The following is a 20,419-nucleotide window of genomic DNA, read 5'->3' on the forward strand; positions in this document are numbered from 1 at the left end:
AACAGGGGCAGGACGATCGCCACGTAGGCCACCCAGGCGACGGCCTGGAGGACGGTGGTCTGCTGGGAGTAGTTGAAGATCCCCTTGAGCAGCGCGCCGTACCAGGAGGCCTCGGGAACGGACTCGCTCAGGTCGAACGCCAGGGTGTTCAGGCCCGGCAGGATCGCGGCCTCCTGGAGGTCGTGCAGCCCGTAGGCCAGCACGCCCGCGGCCACGAAGACCAGCAGCGCGCCGGTCCAGGTGAAGAACTTGCCGAGGTCGAAGCGGATCGCGCCGCGGTAGAGCAGCCACGCCAGCGCCACGGCGATCGTGATCCCGACCAGGAACCCGATCAGCGGTTCGGTGGTGCCGACCCCGGCGCTCTGCACGCTGGAGTAGAAGAAGACGGCGGTCTCCAGGCCTTCGCGGCCGACCGAGATGAACCCGACCAGCGCGACCGCCCACGGGCCGATCTCCAGCGCCTTGGCCATCTTCCCGCGCAGCTCGGCGGCGATCGTGCGGGCCGCCTTGCGCATCCAGAAGATCATGCCGGTGACGAACACGACCGCCAGGATCGACATCCCGCCGCCGAACGCCTCCTGCTGCTGGAACGTCATCGTGGAGGTGGTGAACGTGATCAGCGCGCCGAACCCGACCGAGAGCAGCACCGCGACGCCGACGCCGAGCCAGACGAACGGGAGGGAGGAGCGGCGGTCCGTCCGAACCAGGAAAGCGATCAGGATGCTGACCACGAGCGCGGCCTCCAGGCCCTCCCGCAAGCCGATCAACCCGTTGTTGACGAGCACGTTCTCCTCCTCCCGCTCTGCGCTCCTAGTAAACTTAGGCTGTCTGAATTTAGGTAAGCCTCTCCTCGGCGTCTAGTGGTCCGCAGGCAAGGTTGGGTCACAATCACCCCGCCGGATGCAGGCAAAACGGTCAGAGCCGTCGAGGTTGCACGATTCGACACTGATCACATCCCGGTCACGGGCTCGTTTGGCACGTAGCCTGGGTCACGTGGTTGTGACTCCGCCGTCCAAGCTCGACCCCTCGCCGCGCCCGCGTGGCGGGGCGGGCGGCGTCGCCGGACGACTGGGGCTCGCCCTGCTGCTGATCATGATCGTGGCGGCGGGCGCGTGGGGCCTGGCGGCGCTGGACCGGAAACCGGTCGTGCAGCCGAAGGCCGAGTTCCCGGTGCCGTTCCAGATGGTGGAGCCCGGCTCCCAGGTCCCGGACGTCGCGGGGCAGGTGCCGCAGGCGGCCCCGTCCGACGGGCAGTCGTCGACGGTCGACCCGATGGACGAGTGGACCCGCAAGGTGTCCGAGAAGACCGACATCCCGCGCCGGGCACTGCGCGCGTACGCCCTCGCGGACCTGGTGATGAGGGCGCAGGCCCCGTCGTGCCGGATCTCCTGGGCGACCCTCGCGGGCGTCGGCCGGGTCGAGTCGCACCACGGGTACATCAACGGCGCCAAGCTCGGCGACGACGGCCGCGCCACCATCCCGATCATCGGCATCCCGCTCGACGGCAGGCCGGGCGTCAAGGCCATCAACGACACGGACGGCGGCAAGCTCGACGGCGACCCCACGTGGGACCGCGCCGTGGGCCCGATGCAGTTCATCCCCACGACGTGGGTCAAGTACGCCCAGCGAGCCAACGGCGACGGCCAGGACCCGGACCCGCAGAACATCGACGACGCGGCCCTAGCCACCGCCCGCTACCTGTGCTCCGGCCAACGCGACATGGGCAGCAGTGAGGGCTGGTGGGCAGCCGTCTGGGAGTACAACAACTCCACCGAATACGGCCAGAACGTGTTCAGCGGCGCAGACGCCTACGCCCGCGCCAGCGTGACCATCTAGCCGCCGGCCGGCACCGCCGGTGGCGGTCAATGGATTCTGTATGCAGTCGGCGATCGGCCAGGCTTGATGCGCTTGAGCGCGCCGGTCGGGGCGACGGGTGGGTTCGCGGGGTCGGGCTCGGGTCGAACCGGTGTCCGGCTGGCCAGGTGCAGCCAGTCGTGAATACTGTATGCACTCTGCTCGTGGTCGGATTCAGTAAGCATCCAGCTGTATCCATTCGCGGGCGGTGCGGGAGCCGTTGCGGCTAGTTCTCGCGCCTGCGGTCGCGGTCTACCGCTATGCGGGCCGCTACCTCGCCCAGGGCTTCCTGGTACTCCGGTGACGGGTTCATCGCGGCTGCCATGCGGAGTTGGGCCAGGGCTTCCGGGTAGCGGCTTTGGCGTTGCAGGGTCTTGCCGAGCGCGAACCTGGCGTAGTGGTCGCTCGGGTCGATGTCCAGGACCTTGCGGAACGCTTCCTCGGCACGGTTGAGCTGGGCGGACCCGAGGTAGGCCCGCCCCGCGAGCAGCTGCACGCTGGGGACGTCCGGCGCTTCGTCGAGCACCGCGCGCAGCTCCCGCAACGCCTCGAGGGGACGGCGTTCGGACAGCAGTGCCTCGGCTCGGCGGAACGCCTCGAAGGTGCTGTCGGTCATGGTTCGATCAACGCTACCGATCGTTCGCGTCTTCCTCGACAGCCGTCCGGATGACAGAAGTCCGTGTCTTGTGGACTTTCACCCGACCAGGGCAGCGTGCAGGCGTGCGAGGAGTGGCCCCAGCGCCTCGGGTTTCTCGACGTGGGCGTTGTGCCCGAGTCCGGGTAGGACGACCGCTTCCGCCCCGACGGCGGCGAGGTGCTCCGGCGGGCACATCGGGTCGCGTTCGCCCGCGGCCAGCACGACCCGCGCGCGGCTCGCGGCCAGCAGCGCGGGCATGTCCGGGGCTCCGACGCCGTAGGCGGCCGGGTCGAGGGCGAGCCGCCAGCCGTCCGCGGACTCCACCAGCGCGTCGTCCACCAGCGGCGAGTCGGCGGGCACGAGCTGCCACAGCCCGGCGACCTTGAGCGCCCGTTCGGCGGCCTCGTCGCGGGTCTCGAACACCTTCGACGGGCGCGCGGCCAGCTCGGCGGCCTTGGCCAGCTCCTGCTCCGTCCAGCGCACCTTCACACCTAGCCCGCACACCGCGCCGACCGGTGGCCCGTGCTCCTCGGAGCCGAGCGCCAGCGCGACGACGCCGCCGAACGAGTGCCCGAGGACCGCGACCGGCCGGTCGGTCGGCAGGACCGGGGCCACGGCCTCGGCCAGCGCGTCGAACGCGTACGCGGGCAGCGGGGCCGACCGGCCGTGCCCCGGCAGGTCGGGCGCGAGCCACGTGCCCGGCCACAGCGCGGCCGTGCCGCGCCACACGTCGCCGGTCGCGCCCAGCCCGTGCAGCAGCACGAGGGCCGGGCCGTCGACGCCACCTCTCCGCACCTGGATCGTCACGCTCCCGATCCTGCCGTTCCGACGCCGGGATGCACAGGGGTCCGCCATTCGGCCGCGCGCCCGGCGCAATGCGCGTGCCTGCGACGGTGCCCGGAGCCGCACAAGTAGGCTCGGCCCCGAGACGACATGCAGCTGAATAGGGGAGCGCAAGTGGCGGTCATCGAGCAGGTCGGCGCACGGGAGATCCTGGATTCCCGAGGCAACCCCACCGTCGAGGTGGAGGTGGCGCTGGACGACGGGACGTTGGAGCGCGCCGCGGTTCCCTCCGGGGCTTCGACCGGTGAGCACGAGGCGGTCGAGCTGCGCGACGGCGACTCCAAGCGGTACAACGGCAAGGGCGTCCTGCGCGCGGTCACCGCGGTGCTGGACGAGATCGGCCCGGAGCTGGTCGGCATCGAGGCCGTCGAGCAGCGGGTGGTCGACCAGAAGCTCGTCGACCTGGACGGCACGCCGGACAAGTCGCGGCTCGGCGCGAACGCCATCCTCGGCGTCTCGCTCGCCGTGGCCAAGGCGGCGGCGTCCTCCAGCGGCCTCGAGCTGTTCCGCTACATCGGCGGCCCGAACGCGCACGTGCTGCCGGTGCCGATGCTGAACATCCTCAACGGCGGCTCGCACGCCGACACGGATGTCGACATCCAGGAGTTCATGATCGCGCCGATCGGCGCCGAGTCCTACCGCGAGGCCCTGCGCTGGGGCGTCGAGGTGTACCACTCGCTGAAGTCCGTGCTCAAGGGCAAGGGCCTGGCGACCGGCCTCGGCGACGAGGGCGGCTTCGCGCCGAACCTGCCCAGCAACCGCGACGCGCTGGACCTGATCCTCGTCGCGATCGAGAAGGCGGGCTTCACGCCGGGCCGCGACATCGCGCTCGCGCTCGACGTGGCGGCGACGGAGTTCTACTCCGACGGCGCGTACAACTTCGAGAAGTCCAAGCGCAGCGCCGAGCAGATGACCGGCTACTACACCGAGCTGGTCAACTCCTACCCGATGGTCTCCATCGAGGACCCGCTGTCCGAGGACGACTGGGACGGCTGGGTGCAGATGACCGCCGAGCTGGGCGAGCGCGTCCAGATCGTCGGCGACGACCTGTTCGTCACCAACCCGGAGCGCCTGGAGGAGGGCATCTCCCGCCGCGCGGCCAACGCGCTGCTGGTGAAGGTCAACCAGATCGGCACGCTGTCGGAGACGCTGGACGCGGTCGAGCTGGCCAAGTCCTACGGCTACAAGTCGATGATGAGCCACCGCTCGGGCGAGACCGAGGACACCACCATCGCCGACCTCGCGGTCGCGACCGGTGTCGGCCAGATCAAGACCGGCGCCCCCGCCCGCGGTGAGCGCACGGCGAAGTACAACCAGCTCCTCCGCATCGAGGAGAGCCTGGGCGACGCCGCTCGCTACGCGGGCGACCTGGCCTTCCCGCGGTACACGCCGGAAGCCTGAGCCCCATGCCCGAAGCCGATCGGGACCGGAGCCGCCGTCGGAGCACAGCTCCGGCGGCGGCCCGGCCTGACCGCGCCCGCCGTCCCGCGCCGTCCAAGGCCCGCACCCGCGCGGGTGCGGGCACGGGCGGCGCGTTCGGCATGTCCGGAACCCGTCGGGCCGCGCTGCTCGCGATGGTGCTGTGCGCGTTGGCGCTGAGCATCGCCGTGCCGCTGCGGACCTACCTGGCGCAGCGCGACGAGCTGCGGCAGGTGACGGCGCAGCAGGCCCAGTTGGCGGCCGAGGTGTCGAAGCTGGAGCAGCGGCAGGCGGAGTTGAACGACCCCGCGCAGGTCGAGGCCGAGGCGCGCAAGCGGCTGCACTACGTGCGGCCCGGCGAGACGCCCTACATCGTCCAGCTCCCCGGAGACGCGGAGCGCTCACCCGAAGAGGAGAGGCCGTCGTCCGCGCCGGCCGCGAACACGTCTTGGTACCAGCAGCTGTGGCAGTCGGTGGCGACGAAGTGACCGTTTCGCAGGAGGACCGCGACTTCGTGGCGTCCCAGCTCGGCCGGGCGCCGCGCGGGATGCGGACGATCTCGGCCCGCTGCCCCAGCGGGCACGCCTCCGTCGTGCAGACCAACCCCCGGCTGGAGGACGGCACCCCGTTCCCCACGCTGTACTACCTGACCTGCTCCCGGTTGAACTCGTTGGTCAGCACGCTGGAGGGCTCCGGCCTGATGCGCGAGATGACCGACCGGCTCGCCGAGGACGAGGAGCTGGCGGCCGCGTACCTGCGGGCGCACGAGGCGTACCTCGCCGAGCGCGACGCGATCGAGTCGCTCGGCACGAAGGTCACCGCGGGCGGCATGCCGGACCGGGTCAAGTGCCTGCACGTCCACGTGGCGCACTCGCTGTCGGTCGGCCGCGGCGTGAACCCGTTCGGCGACGAGGCCCTCGACCGCCTCGCCGACTCGTGGCCCTCCGGGGACTGCGCGGCTCCGTCCGCCTGAGCGCCCACGGCCGTTCGGCCTACGCCGGACGATCCGCGCCCTCGGGTGCCGTCAACCGTGAAAAACCGACCGCACACCCGTTTCACCGCCTGTTCGTTAGACAAAGTTAGGGCAGATGGGTAACCCGTTCCCGTGACACCGCGATGTCAATGAGGCAGGGTTGCAGTCGGGGCAGAGCGCGTGACGCGGGTCGTCGGACTCCGGTCCGGCGGGACGCGATGAGGCTCAGGGAGTGAGTGTTCGTGGCAGTGCGGAAAAAACGGGGCCGCAAGCGCCGGGCGAGACGAGTGGTCGTGGGCACCGCGACGATGACTCCTCGCCAGTGGGGCGTAGCCGCCACGGTCACGTGCGCGATGCTCGCGCCCGCGCTGCTGACCGGCACCGGCACCCTGGACTGGATCAACGCGGCGAGCCGCTCCGACATCTCCGCCGAGGCGCCGGGGCCGGGTGACGTGCTGAGCGCGATCCGCAGCCGCGGCGCGACCGACGAGCAGCTGGGCGCGGGCGGCAAGCTGCCGGAGACCGACGAGCTGAGCGCGGCGTTCCTCGCCGACGCGAACGACCTGGAGTCGCTGCGCGGCGGGATGAACCCGTTCGACGACCTCGGCGACGGCGTGCCCGGCATCCCCGGCGTCATGCTGGACGCCTACCGCAAGGCCGCGGACCGCCTGGCGATCACCAAGCCCGGCTGCAACATGCCGTGGTCGCTGCTCGCCAGCATCGGCCGGATCGAGTCGAACCACGCCCGCGGCGGCCTGGTGGACGCCAAGGGCAACGCCAGCCCGCCCATCCTCGGCCCGGTGCTCAACGGCCAGGGCTTCGCCGCCATCGCGGACACCGACCACGGCGCGTTCGACGGCGACCCGACGTGGGACCGCGCGGTCGGCCCGATGCAGTTCATCCCCGGCACGTGGGCGGGTTTCGCCGCGGACGGCAACGGCGACGGCAAGAGCGACCCGAACAACATCTACGACGCCACGATCGGCGCGGGCAACTACCTGTGCTCCGGCGGCGGCGACATGAGCGTCACCGAGCAGCGGGCGCAGGCGATCTTCCGCTACAACCACTCCGACGAGTACGTCGCGACGGTCATGGCGTGGGCGCTCCAGTACGAGAGCGGCGTGGACACGCTGCCGGACCTCTCCGGCTCGGACGCGGACTACATCCCGCCGGACGACACGGCGACCGGCGGCGACCCGAACCCCGGCACGGGCAACGGGAACACCGGGTCCTCCTCGTCGAGCACCACCACGACGACGACCGGGTCCTCCTCGTCCACGACGAAGTCGACGACCACGACGTCGAAGTCGACCACCAGCACGACCACCACCACGACCACGACGACCAAGCCGAGCCTGCCGAACTGCCCGACCCCGTCGACGACCACGACGACGTCGACCAGCGGCTCGACCACCACGACCACGACGACGACCACCACGACCACCAGCGGCACGACGACGACCACGACCACGAGCCCGACGTGCCAGACCGTCACCACCACCGTGGTCACGGTCGCGTCGAACAACTCCACGTCGCTGTCGTCGATGGAGCCGTCCTAGGCCGTCGGGAGCTTCGTCCTCGGAGGGGAACCGGCGCCTGCCGGTTCCCCTCCGTCGTTCGTGGCGGAAGCCGGTCGCTACCGTCCTCCCGGAGCACCACACGAGGAGGACTGACGATGGCACGGGTGGCCGCGATCGACTGCGGGACGAACTCGATCCGCCTGCTGGTCGCGGACGTGACCAAGGACGACGGCGGCGGGCAGTGGCTGCGCGACGTGCACCGCGAGATGCGGATCGTCCGGCTGGGCCAGGGCGTCGACGCCACGGGGGTGCTCGCGCCCGAGGCCATCGCACGTACGCGGGCCGCGCTGGTCGACTACACGGCGGTGCTGCGGCGCAAGGGCGTCGAGCGCGTCCGGATGGTCGCCACGTCCGCGACCCGCGACGCCGCCAACCGCGACGAGTTCTTCGCCATGACCGCCGAGGTGCTCGGCGTCGAGGCCGAGGTGATCACCGGCGACGAGGAGGCCGTGCTGTCCTTCACCGGCGCCGTGGCCGACATGGAGCCCGAGGACGGGCCGTTCCTGGTGGCCGACGTCGGCGGCGGCTCGACCGAGCTGGTGCTGGGCTCCTGGGACGGCGTGCGCGGCGCGGTCGAGGCCGCGCGGTCGGTCGACGTCGGCTGCGTGCGGCTGACCGAGCGCTGCCTGCGGTCCGACCCGCCGACCGCCGCCGAGATCGCCGAGGCGACCAGGGTGGCGGGCGAGGTGCTGGCCGAGGCGTTCGCCGTCGTGCCGGTTGCCAAGGCGCGCGGCTGGATCGGCGTCGCGGGCACCGTGACCACGCTGGCCGCCATCGCGCAGGACCTGCCCGCGTACGACCCCGGGATCATCCACCTGACCCGGATGCCGTTCGAGCAGGTCCGGGAGATCACCGACCGGCTGCTCGGGATGACCGGCGCGGAGCGCTCGACGATCGGCGCGATGCACGAGGGCCGGGTCGACGTGATCATCGGCGGCCTGCTGGTCGTGCGCGTGATCGCCGACCACCTGGCCGCGCACACCGGCATCACCGAGCTGGTCGCGAGCGAGCACGACATCCTGGACGGCATCGCCTACGCCCTGGCGTGAAGTGGTAACTGGTAATGATCGTGACGCGCTCGTGACGGAGCAATCGCGTGACCTGCAACACCCCCGCATTACCGTCCCTCTCACGTTCTGGGAATCCACCCTTCGGGGGGTGAGGCGTCGGCGCAGGTGCGCGCGGCGCCGTTGAGGCGGGAGGATGTATGTCGCGATCACGCTCGGTTCCGTGGCTTGCGCTACCGGTTGCGCTCGTCATGACCCTCACCGCCTGCGGCGGTGGCGGGGCGAGCAAGGACAGCGCCGCGGGTACGAACGAGGACGGCACGGTGTCGATCTACGGCACCGAGCCGAAGGCGAACCTGCTGCCCGCCAACACCACCGAGGCCGGTGGGTCGAAGCCGGTCGAGGCGCTGTACACCCGGCTGGTCGGGTTCAAGCCGGAGGACGGCAAGACCTACAACCTGGCCGCCGAGTCGATCACGACGTCGGACGCCAAGGTCTACGACATCAAGCTCAAGCAGGGCTGGAAGTTCCACGACGGCACCGACGTGAAGGCGAAGAACTTCGTCGACGCCTGGAACTTCGCCGCCTACGCGCCGAACGCCCAGCAGGCGTCGACGTTCTTCGCGCAGATCAAGGGCTTCGAGGACGTGCACCCGGCCGACGAGGCCGCGAAGCCCGCCACGGACAAGATGTCCGGCCTGGAGATCGTCGGCGACTACGAGTTCAAGGTGACCCTCAAGGGCCCGTTCTCGGTGTTCACCAGCGAGATCGGCTACCTGCCGTTCGCGCCGCTGCCGGACGCGTTCTTCAAGGACCAGAAGGCGTTCGAGGCCAACCCCATCGGCAACGGCCCGATGAAGTTCGTCTCGCGCACGCCGAACGCGCTGATCAAGCTGGAGCGCTACGCCGACTACCAGGGCGAGGACAAGGTCCACTTCAAGACCCTGGACATCAAGATCTACTCCAGCCAGGAGACCGCGTACCAGGACCTGGTCGCGGGCAAGCTGGACTTCATGGAGGCGCTGCCGCCGTCGGCCAAGATCGGCGACAAGCACGTCGCTGACCTGGGCGACCACGTGCTGAACGCGAACCTCCTCGGCGTCAGCGCGATCTCCGTCCCGTACTACGTCCCCGGCTTCCAGAGCCTGGACCTGCGCAAGGCGATCTCGCTGGCGATCGACCGCGACAAGATCACCAAGACGGTGCTCGCCAACTCCTACGCGCCCGTCGACAGCCTGGTGCCGCCCGGCATCGAGGGCTACGAGGCGGGCACGTGCGGCGAGTTCTGCAAGTACGACCCGGCCAAGGCCAAGGACTACTTCGCGAAGTCCGGCTTCACCGGCAAGCTGACCATCCAGTCCAACGCCGACGGCGGCCGCAAGGAACCGCTGGAAGCGGCGTGCAACAGCATCAAGCAGGCGCTCGGCGTCGACTGCGAGTTCGTGGGCGCGACCAACTTCGGCGCGTTCCGCCAGCTCGTGGACGGCAAGCAGCTCACCGGCATGAGCCGCTCGGACTGGTCGGCCGACTACCCGTCGATCGAGAACTTCCTCAGCCCGCGGTTCCGCACCGGCGCCTCGTCCAACGACCCCGGCTACTCGAACCCCGCGTTCGACGCGCTGCTGGACAAGGCCGACTCGACGGCGGACAAGGCCGAGGCCGTGAAGGTCTACCAGGAGGCCAACCGCCTGCTCATGAAGGACCTGCCCGCGATCCCCGTGTGGACGGAGAAGGGCATCGGCGGCTACTCGAAGAACCTGAGCGCCGCGAAGCTGACCTTCAAGCGCGACGGCGAGCTGGCCGCGTTCCGCGTCAAGGCCTGATCCCCGAACAGTTCCACGAGCACCGGTCCGGCTCCGCGCCAGCACCACCGCGCGGGGCCGGACCCGCACTCGGGGGCCTCCCACCACGCAAGGAGCCACAGGCATGGGTCGCTACGTGCTGCGACGCCTCCTCCAGCTGATACCGGTGTTCCTCGGCACCACGTTCATCATCTACGCGCTCGTCTGGGCCATCCCGCAGGACCCGTTCGCGGGCAAGTGCGGCCAGCGCGCGTGCCCCGAGTCCTACGTCGCGGCGATGAGCGAGAAGTTCCACTTCGACGACCCGCTGCCGCTCCAGTACCTCAAGTACATGGGCAACATCCTCACCGGCGACTTCGGCGACACGTTCTCCGGCGTCTCGGTCGGCGAGCAGATCGGCGCCGCCTACCCGACGACGGTGAAGCTGGCGGTCGTCGCGCTGCTGATCGAGGCGCTCATCGGCGTCACGGCCGGCGTGCTCACCGGCCTGCGCAAGCAGGGGTTCCTGGACAACCTCGTGCTGGTGTCGACGCTGTTCCTGATCTCGCTGCCGGTGTTCGTCACCGGTTTCGTGCTGCGCCTCTACCTCGGCCCGCAGGGGCTGGACCTGTTCGACGTGGGCGTGGACGCGACCGATCCGTCGATCGGGCAGCTGATCCTGCCGGGCTTCGTGCTCGGCAGCACCTCGATGGCCTACGTGGCAAGGCTGACCCGCAGCAGCATCGCCGAGAACCGGCACGCGGACTACGTGCGCACGGCCATCGCGAAGGGGCAGCCGACCCGGCGCGTGGTCGGCGTGCACCTGCTGCGCAACTCGCTCATCCCGGTGATCACGTTCCTCGGCACGGACCTCGGCAGCCTCATGGGCGGCGCGGTCGTGACGGAGGGCGTGTTCAACATCAACGGCATCGGCGGGCTGATCTTCCGGGGCATCCAGGAGAAGGAGGGCATCACCGTCACCGGCGTGGTGACGATGCTCGTCCTCGTCTACCTGCTGATGAGCCTGGTCGTCGACCTCCTGTACGCCGTTCTCGACCCGAGGATCCGCTATGAGTGACCCAGGAGCCGGTGGCGCGGGGCTGGAGAGGGCGGCCGCCGCGGCGGTCGGCGACCTCAGCCACGTGGACGACTCGGCGCAGCGGCAGGGCAAGCCCCGCAGCCTGTGGAGCGACGCGTGGGGCGAACTGCGGCGCAAGCCGACGTTCATCGTCTCGCTGGTGATCATCCTCGTCGTGGTGGTGATGGCGGCGTTCCCGTCGCTGTTCACCTCGGTGGACCCGCGGGCGGCGAACCTGGACAACTACCTGAAGAAGCCGTCGGCCGACGCGTGGTTCGGCTACGACGTGCAGGGCTACGACGTGTACGCGCGGGCCATCTACGGGGCCAGGGCGTCGCTGCTCGTGGGGCTGTTCTCGACGATCCTGACCGTGCTGGTCGGGTCCGTGGTCGGCATCTTCGCGGGCTACGCGAAGACGTGGATCGACAGCCTGCTGTCCCGCGTCGGCGACATCTTCGCGGGCGTCCCGTTCGTGCTGGGCGCGATCGTCATCCTCACGACGTTCAACTCGCCGACCGAGAACCCCAGCGCGGTGCGGATCATCACCCAGGTCGTGCTGTCCATCGCGGCGCTGTCCTGGCCGGTGTCCATGCGGATCATGCGGTCCGCGACGCTGGTCGCGAAGCAGCAGGACTACGTGAAGGCGGCCCGCGGCCTGGGCGCGAGCCCGTTGCGGATCGTGTTCCGGCACCTGCTGCCGAACACCGTCGCCCCGGTGCTGGTGTACGCCACGATCGCACTGGGCGCGTTCATCGGGGCCGAGGCCACGCTGGCGTTCCTCGGCATCGGCCTGCGCCCGCCGGTGGTGTCGTGGGGCGTGATGATCAGCGAGTCCCGCGACTACTTCCAGGCCGCGCCGCACATGCTGCTGTTCCCCGCGGGGTTCGTGACGATCACCGTGCTGGCCTTCGTCGTCCTCGGCGACGCCGTGCGCGACGCCCTCGACCCCAAGTCGCGATAGGAGCCCCGACCGTGACCGCACTGCTGGAGGTCGAGGACCTCCACGTCGAGTTCCGCACCCGCGACGGCGTCGCCAAGGTGCTCAACGGGGTCGGGTACCACGTCGACGCGGGCGAGACCCTCGCCGTGCTGGGCGAATCCGGCTCCGGCAAGAGCGTGACCGCGCAGACGATCATGGGCATCCTGGACACGCCGCCCGCGTTCGTCACGAAGGGCGCGATCCGGTTCCACGGCGAGGACCTGCTGACCGCGTCCGACGACCGCCGCCGCGACGTCCGCGGCGACGGCATCGCGATGATCTTCCAGGACGCCCTGTCCGCGCTGAACCCCGTGTTCACCGTGGGCTTCCAGATCGAGGAGCAGCTGCGGATCCGGCGGGGGATGAGCCGCAAGGACGCCCGCGCCCGCGCCGTGGAGCTGCTCGACCTGGTGAAGATCCCCAACGCCGCCAACCGGGTCCGCGAGTACCCGCACCAGTTCTCCGGCGGCATGCGGCAGCGCGCGATGATCGCGATGTCGCTGGCGCTCGACCCGGAGATGCTGATCGCCGACGAGCCCACGACCGCGCTGGACGTCACCGTGCAGGCCCAGATCATGGACCTGCTGCGGGAGATCCAGGTGGAGCGCGAGATGGGGCTGATCCTGATCACCCACGACCTCGGCGTCGTCGCGGACGTCGCCGACCGGATCGCCGTCATGTACGCGGGACGGATCATCGAGCACGCGGACGTGTTCCAGCTGTTCCGCGCCCCCGGCCACCCGTACACCGAGTCGCTGCTGGAGTCGTTGCCGCGCCTTGACCTCAAGGGCCAGGAGCTGAAGACGATCAAGGGGCTGCCGCCGAGCCTGACGAACATCCCGTCGGGCTGCCCGTTCCACCCGCGCTGCCCGCGCGCGGTGGACGTGTGCCGGACGGACGTCCCCGCGAACCACCGCCTCGGCCTCGACCGCACCAGCGCGTGCCACTTCGCGGAGGAGGTCGTCAGCCGTGGCTGAACCGATCCTCGAGGTCACCGACCTCGTCAAGCACTTCCCCGTCCGCGTCGGCGTGCTGTTCAAGCGCACCGTGGGGCAGGTCAAGGCCGTCGACGGCGTCTCGTTCACGCTGGCCAAGGGCGAGACCCTCGGCGTGGTGGGGGAGTCCGGCTGCGGCAAGTCCACGTTGGCGCAGGTCCTGATGCGACTGGAACCGCCCACGTCCGGCGGGGCGCGGTTCGAGGGCCGGGACATGTTCGCCATGCGCGGCGCGGAGTTGCGGAAGCTCCGGCGCGACATCCAGATCGTGCTCCAGGACCCGTACACGTCGCTGAACCCGCGGATGACCGTCGGCGACATCGTCGGCGAACCGTTCGAGATCCACACCGACGTGGCCCCGAAGGGATCACGTCGCCAGGCCGTCCAGGACCTCCTCGACACGGTCGGCCTGAACCCCGAGCACATCCACCGCTACCCGCACCAGTTCTCCGGCGGCCAACGCCAGCGCATCGGCATCGCCCGAGCGCTGGCGCTGCGCCCCAAGGTGATCGTCTGCGACGAACCGGTGTCGGCACTGGACGTGTCGATCCAGGCCCAGGTGATGAACCTGCTGGGCGAACTCCAGACGGACCTGGGCCTGTCGTACGTGTTCATCGCCCACGACCTGTCCGTGGTGCGCCACCTGTCCGACCGGGTGGCCGTGATGTACCTGGGCAAGATCGTGGAAACCGGTACGGAAGAGCAGATCTACGAACACCCGACCCACCCGTACACCCAGGCCCTGCTCTCCGCCGTCCCCGTCCCGGACCCGACCCAACGGGGCCGGCGGGACGTGATCCGCCTGACGGGCGACGTCCCGTCCCCGATCAACCCACCGTCGGGCTGCCACTTCCGCACCCGGTGCTGGAAGGCGCAGGACATCTGCGCGACCGAGGAACCGGAGTTGATCGTCCGCACCGGCGACCACCCGAGCGCCTGCCACTTCGCCGAGGAACGCACCGTCGTGTGACCGCGGTGGGGGCGTTTTCCAGCGCCTAACTGACTGGCGGCCCCGGTTCGTGCCGGGGCCGCCAACCGGTCTAGCCGCGGTTCGAGGCGGACTTCACGAAGGCCGCCAGGTCCTTCGACTGCTGCACGCGCGACGGTTCGTGGACGTACATCATGTGGCCCGCCGGGTAGTAGGCCGATTCGATGTTGGCCCGCAGTTCGGTCGGGATGGCCAGGTGGGCCAGCACGTGTTCCGACGCGTAGTACGCGGTCGCCCCGTCGTGGTAGCCGAAGGCCACGTGGACCTTCAGGTGGGGGTTCGCGCGCATCGCGGCGGACAGCTTGGCCGTCACGGTGACGGCCTTGCCCTCGAACTCCTTGTAGGACCACGGGTGCACGTTGCGGGAGATGATCTCGTACGGGAGGTCGTTCGAGTACTCCAGCTCGGCGCGCACGTAGTGGTTCAGCGCGGCCGCGTACGGGCCGAGGATGGCGGCGTACGAGGCGTCCTCGGACATCTGCTCCTGGCCGTAGTCGGTGTCCCAGCTGGTGAAGCGGCCGTCCAGCCTGCCGACGATGCGGCGCTGGTGGCGCAACAACTCCGTGAAGAAGCGGATGTGCTCGACGCGCAGGTTCACCCGGTCCACGTAGTCCTCGGACAGGCCGGTGATCGCCGCGAGCCGGGTGACGATGTCGGCCCGCTCGGCCTCGGTGAGGCGGTGGCCGCGGGCCAGTGCCCACGGGTAGTCGCGCGACGCGAACTCCTCCGCCTCGGCGAGCACGTCCGCGAGGTCGCGGTCGCCGTGCAGGCCGTGGTAGTGCGCGATGGCGGCGTACGTCGGCACGAACAGCGTGTAGGCGACGTCGTTGTTCTCGGTGAAGTCGAGCGTGGTGAAGTCCAGCACGGACGAGATCAGCATGAGGCCGTTGAGGTACATGCCGAACCGGGACTGGAGGTGCTCGGCCAGCGCCGCCGCGCGCAGCGTGCCGTACGACTCGCCCGCGAGGAACTTCGGCGACATCCACCGGCCGTTGCGCGAGGTCCACAGCCGGATCACCTCGGCGACGGAGTCGATGTCGCCCTGGAAACCGTGGTACTCGCCCGGCTTCTCGCCCTTCACGGCGCGCGAGTACCCCGTCGAGACGGGGTCGATGAACACGAGGTCGCTGTGCGCCAGCAGCGTCTCGGCGTTGTCGGCCAGCTCGTACGGCGGGGGCGTCAGGTCGCCGACGTCGCCGGACACGACCCGGCGCGGCCCGAGCAGCCCGAGGTGCAGCCACACGCTCGACGAGCCGGGGCCGCCGTTGAACGCGAACGTCACCGGGCGGGTCTTCGGGTCGGCCCCGTCCAGGGTGTACGTGGTCACGAAGACCTCGGCCTTGGGCTGGTGGCCGTCGAACTTGCCCTCGGCCACCACCTCCTGGCGCAGGACGACGCGCCCGGTCGTGGTGGTGTAGTTCAGCTTGCGGCGCTTGACGGTGATGCTGTGCTGGGCGCTGACGAGGTCGTCCTCGGGAACGTCCTTCGGTTCGTCCTTGGTCTCGCCGGTGTCCTTGTCGGTCATGCTCGAACCCTACGTTCGAAGAGGAGCGATGTGCTCGCGCTCGATCAACTCGACGCCGAGGTGACCACCTGCCGGGCGTGCCCGCGGCTGGTGGAGTGGCGGGAGGAGGTGGCCCGCGTGAAGCGCGCCGCGTTCCGCGACGAGGAGTACTGGGGCCGCCCGGTGCCCGGTTTCGGCCCGGCGGACGCGCACCTCGCGATCGTCGGCCTCGCCCCGGCCGCCCACGGCGCGAACCGGACCGGCCGGATGTTCACCGGCGACCGCTCCGGCGAGGTCCTCTACGCCGCGATGCACGCCGTCGGCCTCGCCTCGCAGGCCACCGCGCACCACGTCGACGACGGCCTGGAGCTGTACGGCACCCGCATCACCGCGCCGGTGAAGTGCGCGCCACCGGAGAACAAGCCGACCCCCGAGGAACGCGACAACTGCCGCCCGTGGCTGGTCCGCGAACTGGAGCTGCTGCGCCCCACCCTGCGCGCGGTCGTGGTGCTCGGCGGCTTCGGCTGGCAGGCGCTGCTGCCGATCCTGACCGCGTTCTGGGACGTCCCAAGGCCCCGCCCGAAGTTCGGCCACGGCGTCGAGGTCGTCCTCCCGGCGCACGACGGCGGCACGCCGCTGCACGTGTTCGGCTGCTTCCACGTCAGCCAGCAGAACACCTTCACCGGCAAGCTGACGCCCGCGATGGTGGAGGACGTGCTGCGGCGGGCGGCCGGGGTGGCGTGAAAACGTGGGCACCGGAGGGGGTGGGCGTGCATCCTGCTCACATGAGGTCCCGGTGGGTGGTGCCGTTGGTCGTGGGGGCGGCGCTCGTGGTCGTCGCGCTCGCGGCGCGCGGGAACTCGCCCGTCGTCTACGACGGCACGCTCGTCGCGCCGGGCGCCGCCACGCCGAGCACGGTCGTGTCCGGGGAGGACAGCCCGGTCGAAGGGGTCGTCGGGGTGGTCGGCGGGTCGCTGGTCGCGTTGCTCGTGGTGGTGTTGTGCGTGCTGGTGCTGCTCTCGTTGGGCGCCGCGGTGATGATGCTCGGGCCGCGGCGCAAGCGCGTGCGGCAGGGGCCCAGCGCGGTGGCGACCGCGGACGAGGACGTGGAGGACGGTCGGCCCGGCGCGGAGCTGATGCTGTCCGGGGCCCGCAAGGCGCTGACGACACTGCGGGACCGGCCGTCCGGTCCGCCGTCGGACGCCGTGGTGGCCGCGTGGCTGGACCTGGAGGAGGCGGCCGCGTCGAGCGGCGCCCCCCGCCAGGACCACGAGACGCCCACGGAGTTCACCGGCGCGCTGCTGACCCGCTACGAGGTGGACGTCGAGGCCGCGTCGACGTTGCGCCGCCTCTACCAGCGCGCCCGGTTCGGCGAGCCGGACCGGGTGACCGAGCGGGACGCGGAGTCGGCCGTCGAGGCCTTGGAACGCGTCGTGGCCTGCCTGGACCGCCCGTGACGCCGCTCGTGGGGCTGGTCCGGGCCTTGCTGCTCGCGCTGGCGACCGGGGTGGTCGCGGGGTTCGCGCTGGTCAAGCTGGGCGCCCCACTCGGCTGGGCCGTCGTGGTGGCGCTGCCGGTCGCCGCGCTCGTGCTGCTGCTCGCCCGCCTGCCGCGCGCCACGGACATCGCCTGGTCCCCGCTGCCCGCCCACGCCTCCAGCGCCACGTCCGGCCAGGCGTCCACGTTGGCCGGCCGCCTGGAGGAGGCGTCGCGCGACCGCGACCGCTTCCTGTCCCGCGTCCGCCCCCGGCTGCGGGCGCTCGCCGAGGCCCGGCTGCGCCAACGGGGGGTCACCACGCTCGCCGAAGGCCGTTCCCTGCTGGGCGAGGACGTCTACCGCCTGCTCACCCACCCCGACGCCGCCCTGCCCCACCCCCGCGCACTGGCCGAGGTGCTCGACAGACTGGAGAACCTGTGACGTCGACCGACTCCACGAGCGTCGCGGACATCGCGACCGAGTGCACGGCCGTGCTGGACGCGGTCGGCACGGTCCTCGTGGGCAGGCAGCGCTCGTTGCGGCTGGCGCTCGCCGCCGTGCTGGCGGGCGGCCACGTGCTGCTGGAGGACGTGCCGGGCCTCGGCAAGACGCTGATGGCCCGCAGCCTCGCGCAGGCGCTGCACCTGGACTTCCGCCGCCTCCAGTGCACGCCCGACCTGCTGCCCGCCGACGTGACCGGCTCGTTCCTCTACGACCCGAGCGAGCGCGAGTTCAGCTTCCGCGCGGGCCCGATCTTCACCGGGCTGCTGCTGGCCGACGAGATCAACCGCACGCCCCCGAAGACGCAGAGCGCCCTCCTGGAGGCCATGCAGGAGCGGCAGGTCACGGTCGAGGGCCGCACGTTCCCGCTGCCCGCCCCGTTCCACGTCCTGGCCACCGCCAACCCCGTGGAGTACGAGGGCACCTACCCGCTGCCGGAGGCCCAGCTGGACCGCTTCCTGGTCCGCCTGGACATCGGCTACCCGCCCGCCGACGAGGAGGTCGAGGTGCTGCGCCGCAGACTCGCCCGCCGGCGCGAGGAGACCGTGGTGCCGCCGGTGTTCGAGCCGACCCGGCTGGCCGAGCTGCAAGCGGGCGTCGAACGCGTGACCGTCGACGAGGACGTCCTCCGCTACTGCGTCGACCTCGCCGCCTCCACCCGGTCGCACCCCGCCGTCGAGGTGGGCGCGTCCCCTCGCGGCGCGCTGGCCCTGACCCTGGTCGCACGGGCGTTGGCCGTGCTGGACCGGCGGGACTTCGTCCTCCCCGAGGATGTGAAGGACTGCGCCGTCGCCGCACTGGCCCACCGCCTCACCCTGCGCCCGGAGACGTGGACCTCCGGCACCACGGGCGTGGAGGTCGTCACCGAGCTGCTGGGCAAGGTGCCCGGCCCGGCGAGCACCCGCGCATGAGCCGAGCGGACCGGGTCAAGGCCGCGTTCACCCGCCCGGCGGGCTGGCGGGCCACCGACGCCTACGCCCGCGCGGTCCTGCTGGGCGTCGGCCTGGTCGTGCTCGGCTCCCTGCTCCACCAGGTCGAGCTGGTCCTGTTCGGCGCTCCGTTCGTCATCTCCGTCCTGTTCGCCCTGGCGACCCGTCCCGGCGGCACCCCGACGATCACCGTGCGGGCCCTGCCGCGCACCGCCGAACCGGGCGCGTCGACCACGGGCATCGAGGTGGACCCCGCGTCCGGCACCGAGTTCCTGGCTGTCCGCCTCCCCGCGCCCGGCACGTCGGGCGACCTCGGCCCCGTTCACCTGCTCCCGGCGGGCACGGACCCCATCGTCGTGAAGCTCCGCCGGGAGGCCTGGGGCGACGGCGTCGATCTCCGGGCGGACCACCTCTTCGCCGGTCCGGACGGGCTGCTCGTCCACGGCCCCGAGGTGGGCGTGGAACGCGGTCGCGTCGTCCTCCCGCCGGTGGACGCCCTCCCCGCAGGCCTCCTGCCCGCCCGCGCGGCGGGCCTGGTCGGCGTCCACCGCACCCGCCGCCCCGGCGACTCCACCGAGCTGCGGGACATCCGCGCCTTCCAGCCCGGCGACCGCCTGCGCCGCATCGACTGGCGCGTCTCCCTGCGCAGCCCGACCCTCCACGTCCGCGAGCACCACGCCGAGGCGGACGCCGACGTGGTCCTCGCCCTCGACACCCGTCTCGACCTGGGCTCCTCGGTCGCGGACTGGTCCACCGGCCACCCCGGCCGGACCCCGCGCCCCGGCGGCAGCCTGGACACCGCCGTCCGCGCCGCCGCCTCCCTCGCGGCCGGCTACCTCCAGCAGGGCGACCGCGTGGGGCTGGCCGACCTGGGCCGCCCGCAGCTCGGCGTCCGCCCCGGCATCGGCAGGCGCCAGCTCCTCCGGCTGCGCAACCAGCTCGTCGTCTGCGCCCGGTCGGCGGGCTGGGCCCCGAAACCCGTCCTCAACCGCCACCAGATCCCGCACGGGGCGCTCGTGGTCGTGCTCTCGCCGTTCCTGGACGACCACGTGGTCGAGGTGGCGATCCAGGCCGCCCGCCGGGGCAGCCTGGTGCTCGCGGTGGACGTGCTGCCGACCGACCTGCGCCCCGACACCGAGACCCCGTGGGGCGCCGGAGCGCTGCGGATCATCGTGCTGGAGCAGCGCACCCGGATCGCCGCCCTCAAGCAGCACGGCGTGGCCGTGGTGCCCTGGGACGAGCGCGGCCACAGCGTCGCCGCGACCCTCCGGCACGCCAACCGCCCCGGACGGCCGGTGGTCCGGTGACGACCCCCGTCCACCTCCCGGCGGGCCTCCCCGCGTGGACCCTCCGCGCCGCCGCCGCGCTCGCCTGCGCGGCCACCGGCCTCGTCCTGGCCGCCAACGGCGTGCAGGGCGTCGCCCTCGTCCTCTTCGCGCTGGTGAGCGCGGCGGCCGTCGCGGTCCCCGCGTCCGCCGCCCCGGCCCTCGTCATCGGGATGGCCGCGATCACCACCGCGTTCACCGAGGGCGACCCGCTGCGCCCGTCGGTGCTCGTCCTCATCCCCCTGCTGCACCTCGTCCACCTCACGTCGGCGCTGGCGGCCCTCGTCCCATCGCGGTCCCGCCTCCACGTGGGCGCCCTCCGGGCGCCTGCGGGCAGACTGCTCCTGACGCAGGCCCTGACTTTCACCCTTGTGGGTGTCACGGCGTTCCTCCCCGAGCACGGGACGGACCCCGTCGTGGAGGTCGCGGGCCTCGCCACGGCGGTCGCCCTGGCCGTCGCGGCGGTGGTGCTGATGCGCCCCCGCGGCTGAGAAAACCCTCAGCCCCAGCTGAGCAACTGGATCGATCCTCTCAGCGGTTATGCACCTC

General features: G+C 71.4%; 21 protein-coding genes. 17 read left to right on the plus strand and 4 right to left on the minus strand.

The genetic code is table 11. The features are described from left to right. A partial coding sequence (gene efeU / locus ACFWW9_RS21300) for an iron uptake transporter permease EfeU (protein ID WP_390380381.1) occupies positions 1–785 on the minus strand: 785 nt, incomplete at its 3' end. A 208-nt stretch (positions 786–993) separates the two neighbouring features. On the opposite strand from efeU, the gene ACFWW9_RS21305 reads away from it, so the two are divergent. Further along, complete coding sequence (locus ACFWW9_RS21305) at positions 994–1,836, plus strand: lytic transglycosylase domain-containing protein (RefSeq protein WP_390380384.1); 843 nt, start codon at positions 994–996, stop codon at positions 1,834–1,836. Positions 1,837–2,080: 244 nt separating this feature from the next. Here ACFWW9_RS21305 and ACFWW9_RS21310 read toward each other — a convergent pair whose 3' ends face one another. After that, entirely contained in the window at positions 2,081–2,470 is a 390-nt protein-coding gene (locus tag ACFWW9_RS21310; RefSeq protein WP_390380387.1) for a tetratricopeptide repeat protein, read from the minus strand. Positions 2,471–2,548: 78 nt separating this feature from the next. After that, the gene (locus ACFWW9_RS21315) at positions 2,549–3,292 is read right to left on the minus strand and encodes an alpha/beta fold hydrolase (RefSeq protein WP_390380574.1); all 744 of its coding nucleotides are present in this window, start codon (positions 3,290–3,292) and stop codon (positions 2,549–2,551) included. A gap of 156 nt (positions 3,293–3,448) precedes the next feature. Between ACFWW9_RS21315 and eno the strand changes: the two genes are divergently transcribed. From eno to ACFWW9_RS21365, 10 genes are all read left to right on the plus strand, one after another. Further along, positions 3,449–4,735: a phosphopyruvate hydratase gene (gene eno, locus ACFWW9_RS21320; protein WP_390380390.1), complete on the plus strand. Its 1,287-nt coding sequence runs from the start codon at positions 3,449–3,451 to the stop codon at positions 4,733–4,735. 5 nt (positions 4,736–4,740) lie between these two features. Then, entirely contained in the window at positions 4,741–5,241 is a 501-nt protein-coding gene (locus ACFWW9_RS21325) for a septum formation initiator family protein (protein WP_390380393.1), read from the plus strand. A gap of 59 nt (positions 5,242–5,300) precedes the next feature. Next, a complete protein-coding gene (locus ACFWW9_RS21330; RefSeq protein WP_390380577.1) occupies positions 5,301–5,726 on the plus strand; it encodes a DUF501 domain-containing protein in 426 nt (141 codons plus the stop codon). Positions 5,727–6,019: 293 nt separating this feature from the next. Next, a complete protein-coding gene (locus tag ACFWW9_RS21335; protein ID WP_390380396.1) occupies positions 6,020–7,285 on the plus strand; it encodes a lytic transglycosylase domain-containing protein in 1,266 nt (421 codons plus the stop codon). Positions 7,286–7,401: 116 nt separating this feature from the next. Further along, positions 7,402–8,355, plus strand: a complete 954-nt coding sequence (locus tag ACFWW9_RS21340) for an exopolyphosphatase (RefSeq protein ID WP_390380399.1) — start codon at positions 7,402–7,404, stop codon at positions 8,353–8,355. Positions 8,356–8,564: 209 nt separating this feature from the next. After that, positions 8,565–10,136 (plus strand): ABC transporter substrate-binding protein, encoded by a 1,572-nt coding sequence (locus ACFWW9_RS21345; protein ID WP_390380402.1) that lies wholly within the window; start codon positions 8,565–8,567, stop codon positions 10,134–10,136. A gap of 103 nt (positions 10,137–10,239) precedes the next feature. Continuing rightward, on the plus strand, positions 10,240–11,172 hold the full coding sequence (locus ACFWW9_RS21350) for an ABC transporter permease (RefSeq protein ID WP_390380405.1): 933 nt from the start codon (positions 10,240–10,242) through the stop codon (positions 11,170–11,172). Further along, positions 11,165–12,133, plus strand: coding sequence for an ABC transporter permease (locus ACFWW9_RS21355; protein ID WP_390380408.1), 969 nt, complete (start codon positions 11,165–11,167; stop codon positions 12,131–12,133). The genes ACFWW9_RS21350 and ACFWW9_RS21355 overlap by 8 nt, the downstream gene beginning before the upstream one ends. Before the next feature lie 11 nt (positions 12,134–12,144). After that, positions 12,145–13,128 carry an ABC transporter ATP-binding protein gene (locus tag ACFWW9_RS21360; protein ID WP_390380411.1) on the plus strand — a complete coding sequence of 328 codons (984 nt, stop codon included), beginning with the start codon at positions 12,145–12,147 and terminating at the stop codon, positions 13,126–13,128. Next, positions 13,121–14,116, plus strand: a complete 996-nt coding sequence (locus tag ACFWW9_RS21365; protein ID WP_390380414.1) for an ABC transporter ATP-binding protein — start codon at positions 13,121–13,123, stop codon at positions 14,114–14,116. The genes ACFWW9_RS21360 and ACFWW9_RS21365 overlap by 8 nt, the downstream gene beginning before the upstream one ends. Positions 14,117–14,186: 70 nt before the next feature. Here the strand turns inward: ACFWW9_RS21365 and ACFWW9_RS21370 are convergent, their stop codons facing one another. Further along, a complete protein-coding gene (locus ACFWW9_RS21370; RefSeq protein WP_390380417.1) occupies positions 14,187–15,659 on the minus strand; it encodes a S10 family peptidase in 1,473 nt (490 codons plus the stop codon). A 30-nt stretch (positions 15,660–15,689) separates the two neighbouring features. On the opposite strand from ACFWW9_RS21370, the gene ACFWW9_RS21375 reads away from it, so the two are divergent. Genes ACFWW9_RS21375 through ACFWW9_RS21400 form a run of 6 tightly spaced genes read left to right on the plus strand, consistent with a single transcriptional unit; the run spans position 15,690 to position 20,361 of the window. Further along, a complete protein-coding gene (locus ACFWW9_RS21375; protein WP_390380420.1) occupies positions 15,690–16,382 on the plus strand; it encodes a uracil-DNA glycosylase in 693 nt (230 codons plus the stop codon). Between the two features lie 41 nt (positions 16,383–16,423). Then, positions 16,424–17,095 carry a DUF4129 domain-containing protein gene (locus ACFWW9_RS21380; protein WP_390380423.1) on the plus strand — a complete coding sequence of 224 codons (672 nt, stop codon included), beginning with the start codon at positions 16,424–16,426 and terminating at the stop codon, positions 17,093–17,095. Next, positions 17,092–17,556, plus strand: a complete 465-nt coding sequence (locus ACFWW9_RS21385; RefSeq protein WP_390380426.1) for a hypothetical protein — start codon at positions 17,092–17,094, stop codon at positions 17,554–17,556. Before ACFWW9_RS21380 ends, ACFWW9_RS21385 begins: the two co-directional genes overlap by 4 nt. After that, positions 17,553–18,527, plus strand: a complete 975-nt coding sequence (locus tag ACFWW9_RS21390) for an AAA family ATPase (protein WP_390380429.1) — start codon at positions 17,553–17,555, stop codon at positions 18,525–18,527. The genes ACFWW9_RS21385 and ACFWW9_RS21390 overlap by 4 nt, the downstream gene beginning before the upstream one ends. Beyond that, on the plus strand, positions 18,524–19,852 hold the full coding sequence (locus ACFWW9_RS21395; RefSeq protein WP_390380432.1) for a DUF58 domain-containing protein: 1,329 nt from the start codon (positions 18,524–18,526) through the stop codon (positions 19,850–19,852). The genes ACFWW9_RS21390 and ACFWW9_RS21395 overlap by 4 nt, the downstream gene beginning before the upstream one ends. Then, a complete protein-coding gene (locus tag ACFWW9_RS21400) occupies positions 19,849–20,361 on the plus strand; it encodes a hypothetical protein (protein WP_390380435.1) in 513 nt (170 codons plus the stop codon). The genes ACFWW9_RS21395 and ACFWW9_RS21400 overlap by 4 nt, the downstream gene beginning before the upstream one ends. The last annotated feature ends 58 nt before the right edge of the window (positions 20,362–20,419 follow it).

It is taken from the genome of Umezawaea sp. NPDC059074, from assembly GCF_042738955.1.
Taxonomy (GTDB): domain Bacteria; phylum Actinomycetota; class Actinomycetes; order Mycobacteriales; family Pseudonocardiaceae; genus Umezawaea.

Excerpts from the sequence above, each read along its gene's own strand:
- ACFWW9_RS21310 (WP_390380387.1), bottom strand. The coding sequence starts at position 2,470 with ATGACCGACAGCACCTTCGAGGCGTTCCGCCGAGCCGAGGCACTGCTG.
- ACFWW9_RS21325 (WP_390380393.1), top strand. The coding sequence starts at position 4,741 with ATGCCCGAAGCCGATCGGGACCGGAGCCGCCGTCGGAGCACAGCTCCG.
- ACFWW9_RS21330 (WP_390380577.1), top strand. The coding sequence starts at position 5,301 with ATGCGGACGATCTCGGCCCGCTGCCCCAGCGGGCACGCCTCCGTCGTG.
- ACFWW9_RS21340 (WP_390380399.1), top strand. The coding sequence starts at position 7,402 with ATGGCACGGGTGGCCGCGATCGACTGCGGGACGAACTCGATCCGCCTG.
- ACFWW9_RS21345 (WP_390380402.1), top strand. The coding sequence starts at position 8,565 with ATGACCCTCACCGCCTGCGGCGGTGGCGGGGCGAGCAAGGACAGCGCC.
- ACFWW9_RS21350 (WP_390380405.1), top strand. The coding sequence starts at position 10,240 with ATGGGTCGCTACGTGCTGCGACGCCTCCTCCAGCTGATACCGGTGTTC.
- ACFWW9_RS21355 (WP_390380408.1), top strand. The coding sequence starts at position 11,165 with ATGAGTGACCCAGGAGCCGGTGGCGCGGGGCTGGAGAGGGCGGCCGCC.
- ACFWW9_RS21370 (WP_390380417.1), bottom strand. The coding sequence starts at position 15,659 with ATGACCGACAAGGACACCGGCGAGACCAAGGACGAACCGAAGGACGTT.
- ACFWW9_RS21380 (WP_390380423.1), top strand. The coding sequence starts at position 16,424 with ATGAGGTCCCGGTGGGTGGTGCCGTTGGTCGTGGGGGCGGCGCTCGTG.
- ACFWW9_RS21395 (WP_390380432.1), top strand. The coding sequence starts at position 18,524 with ATGAGCCGAGCGGACCGGGTCAAGGCCGCGTTCACCCGCCCGGCGGGC.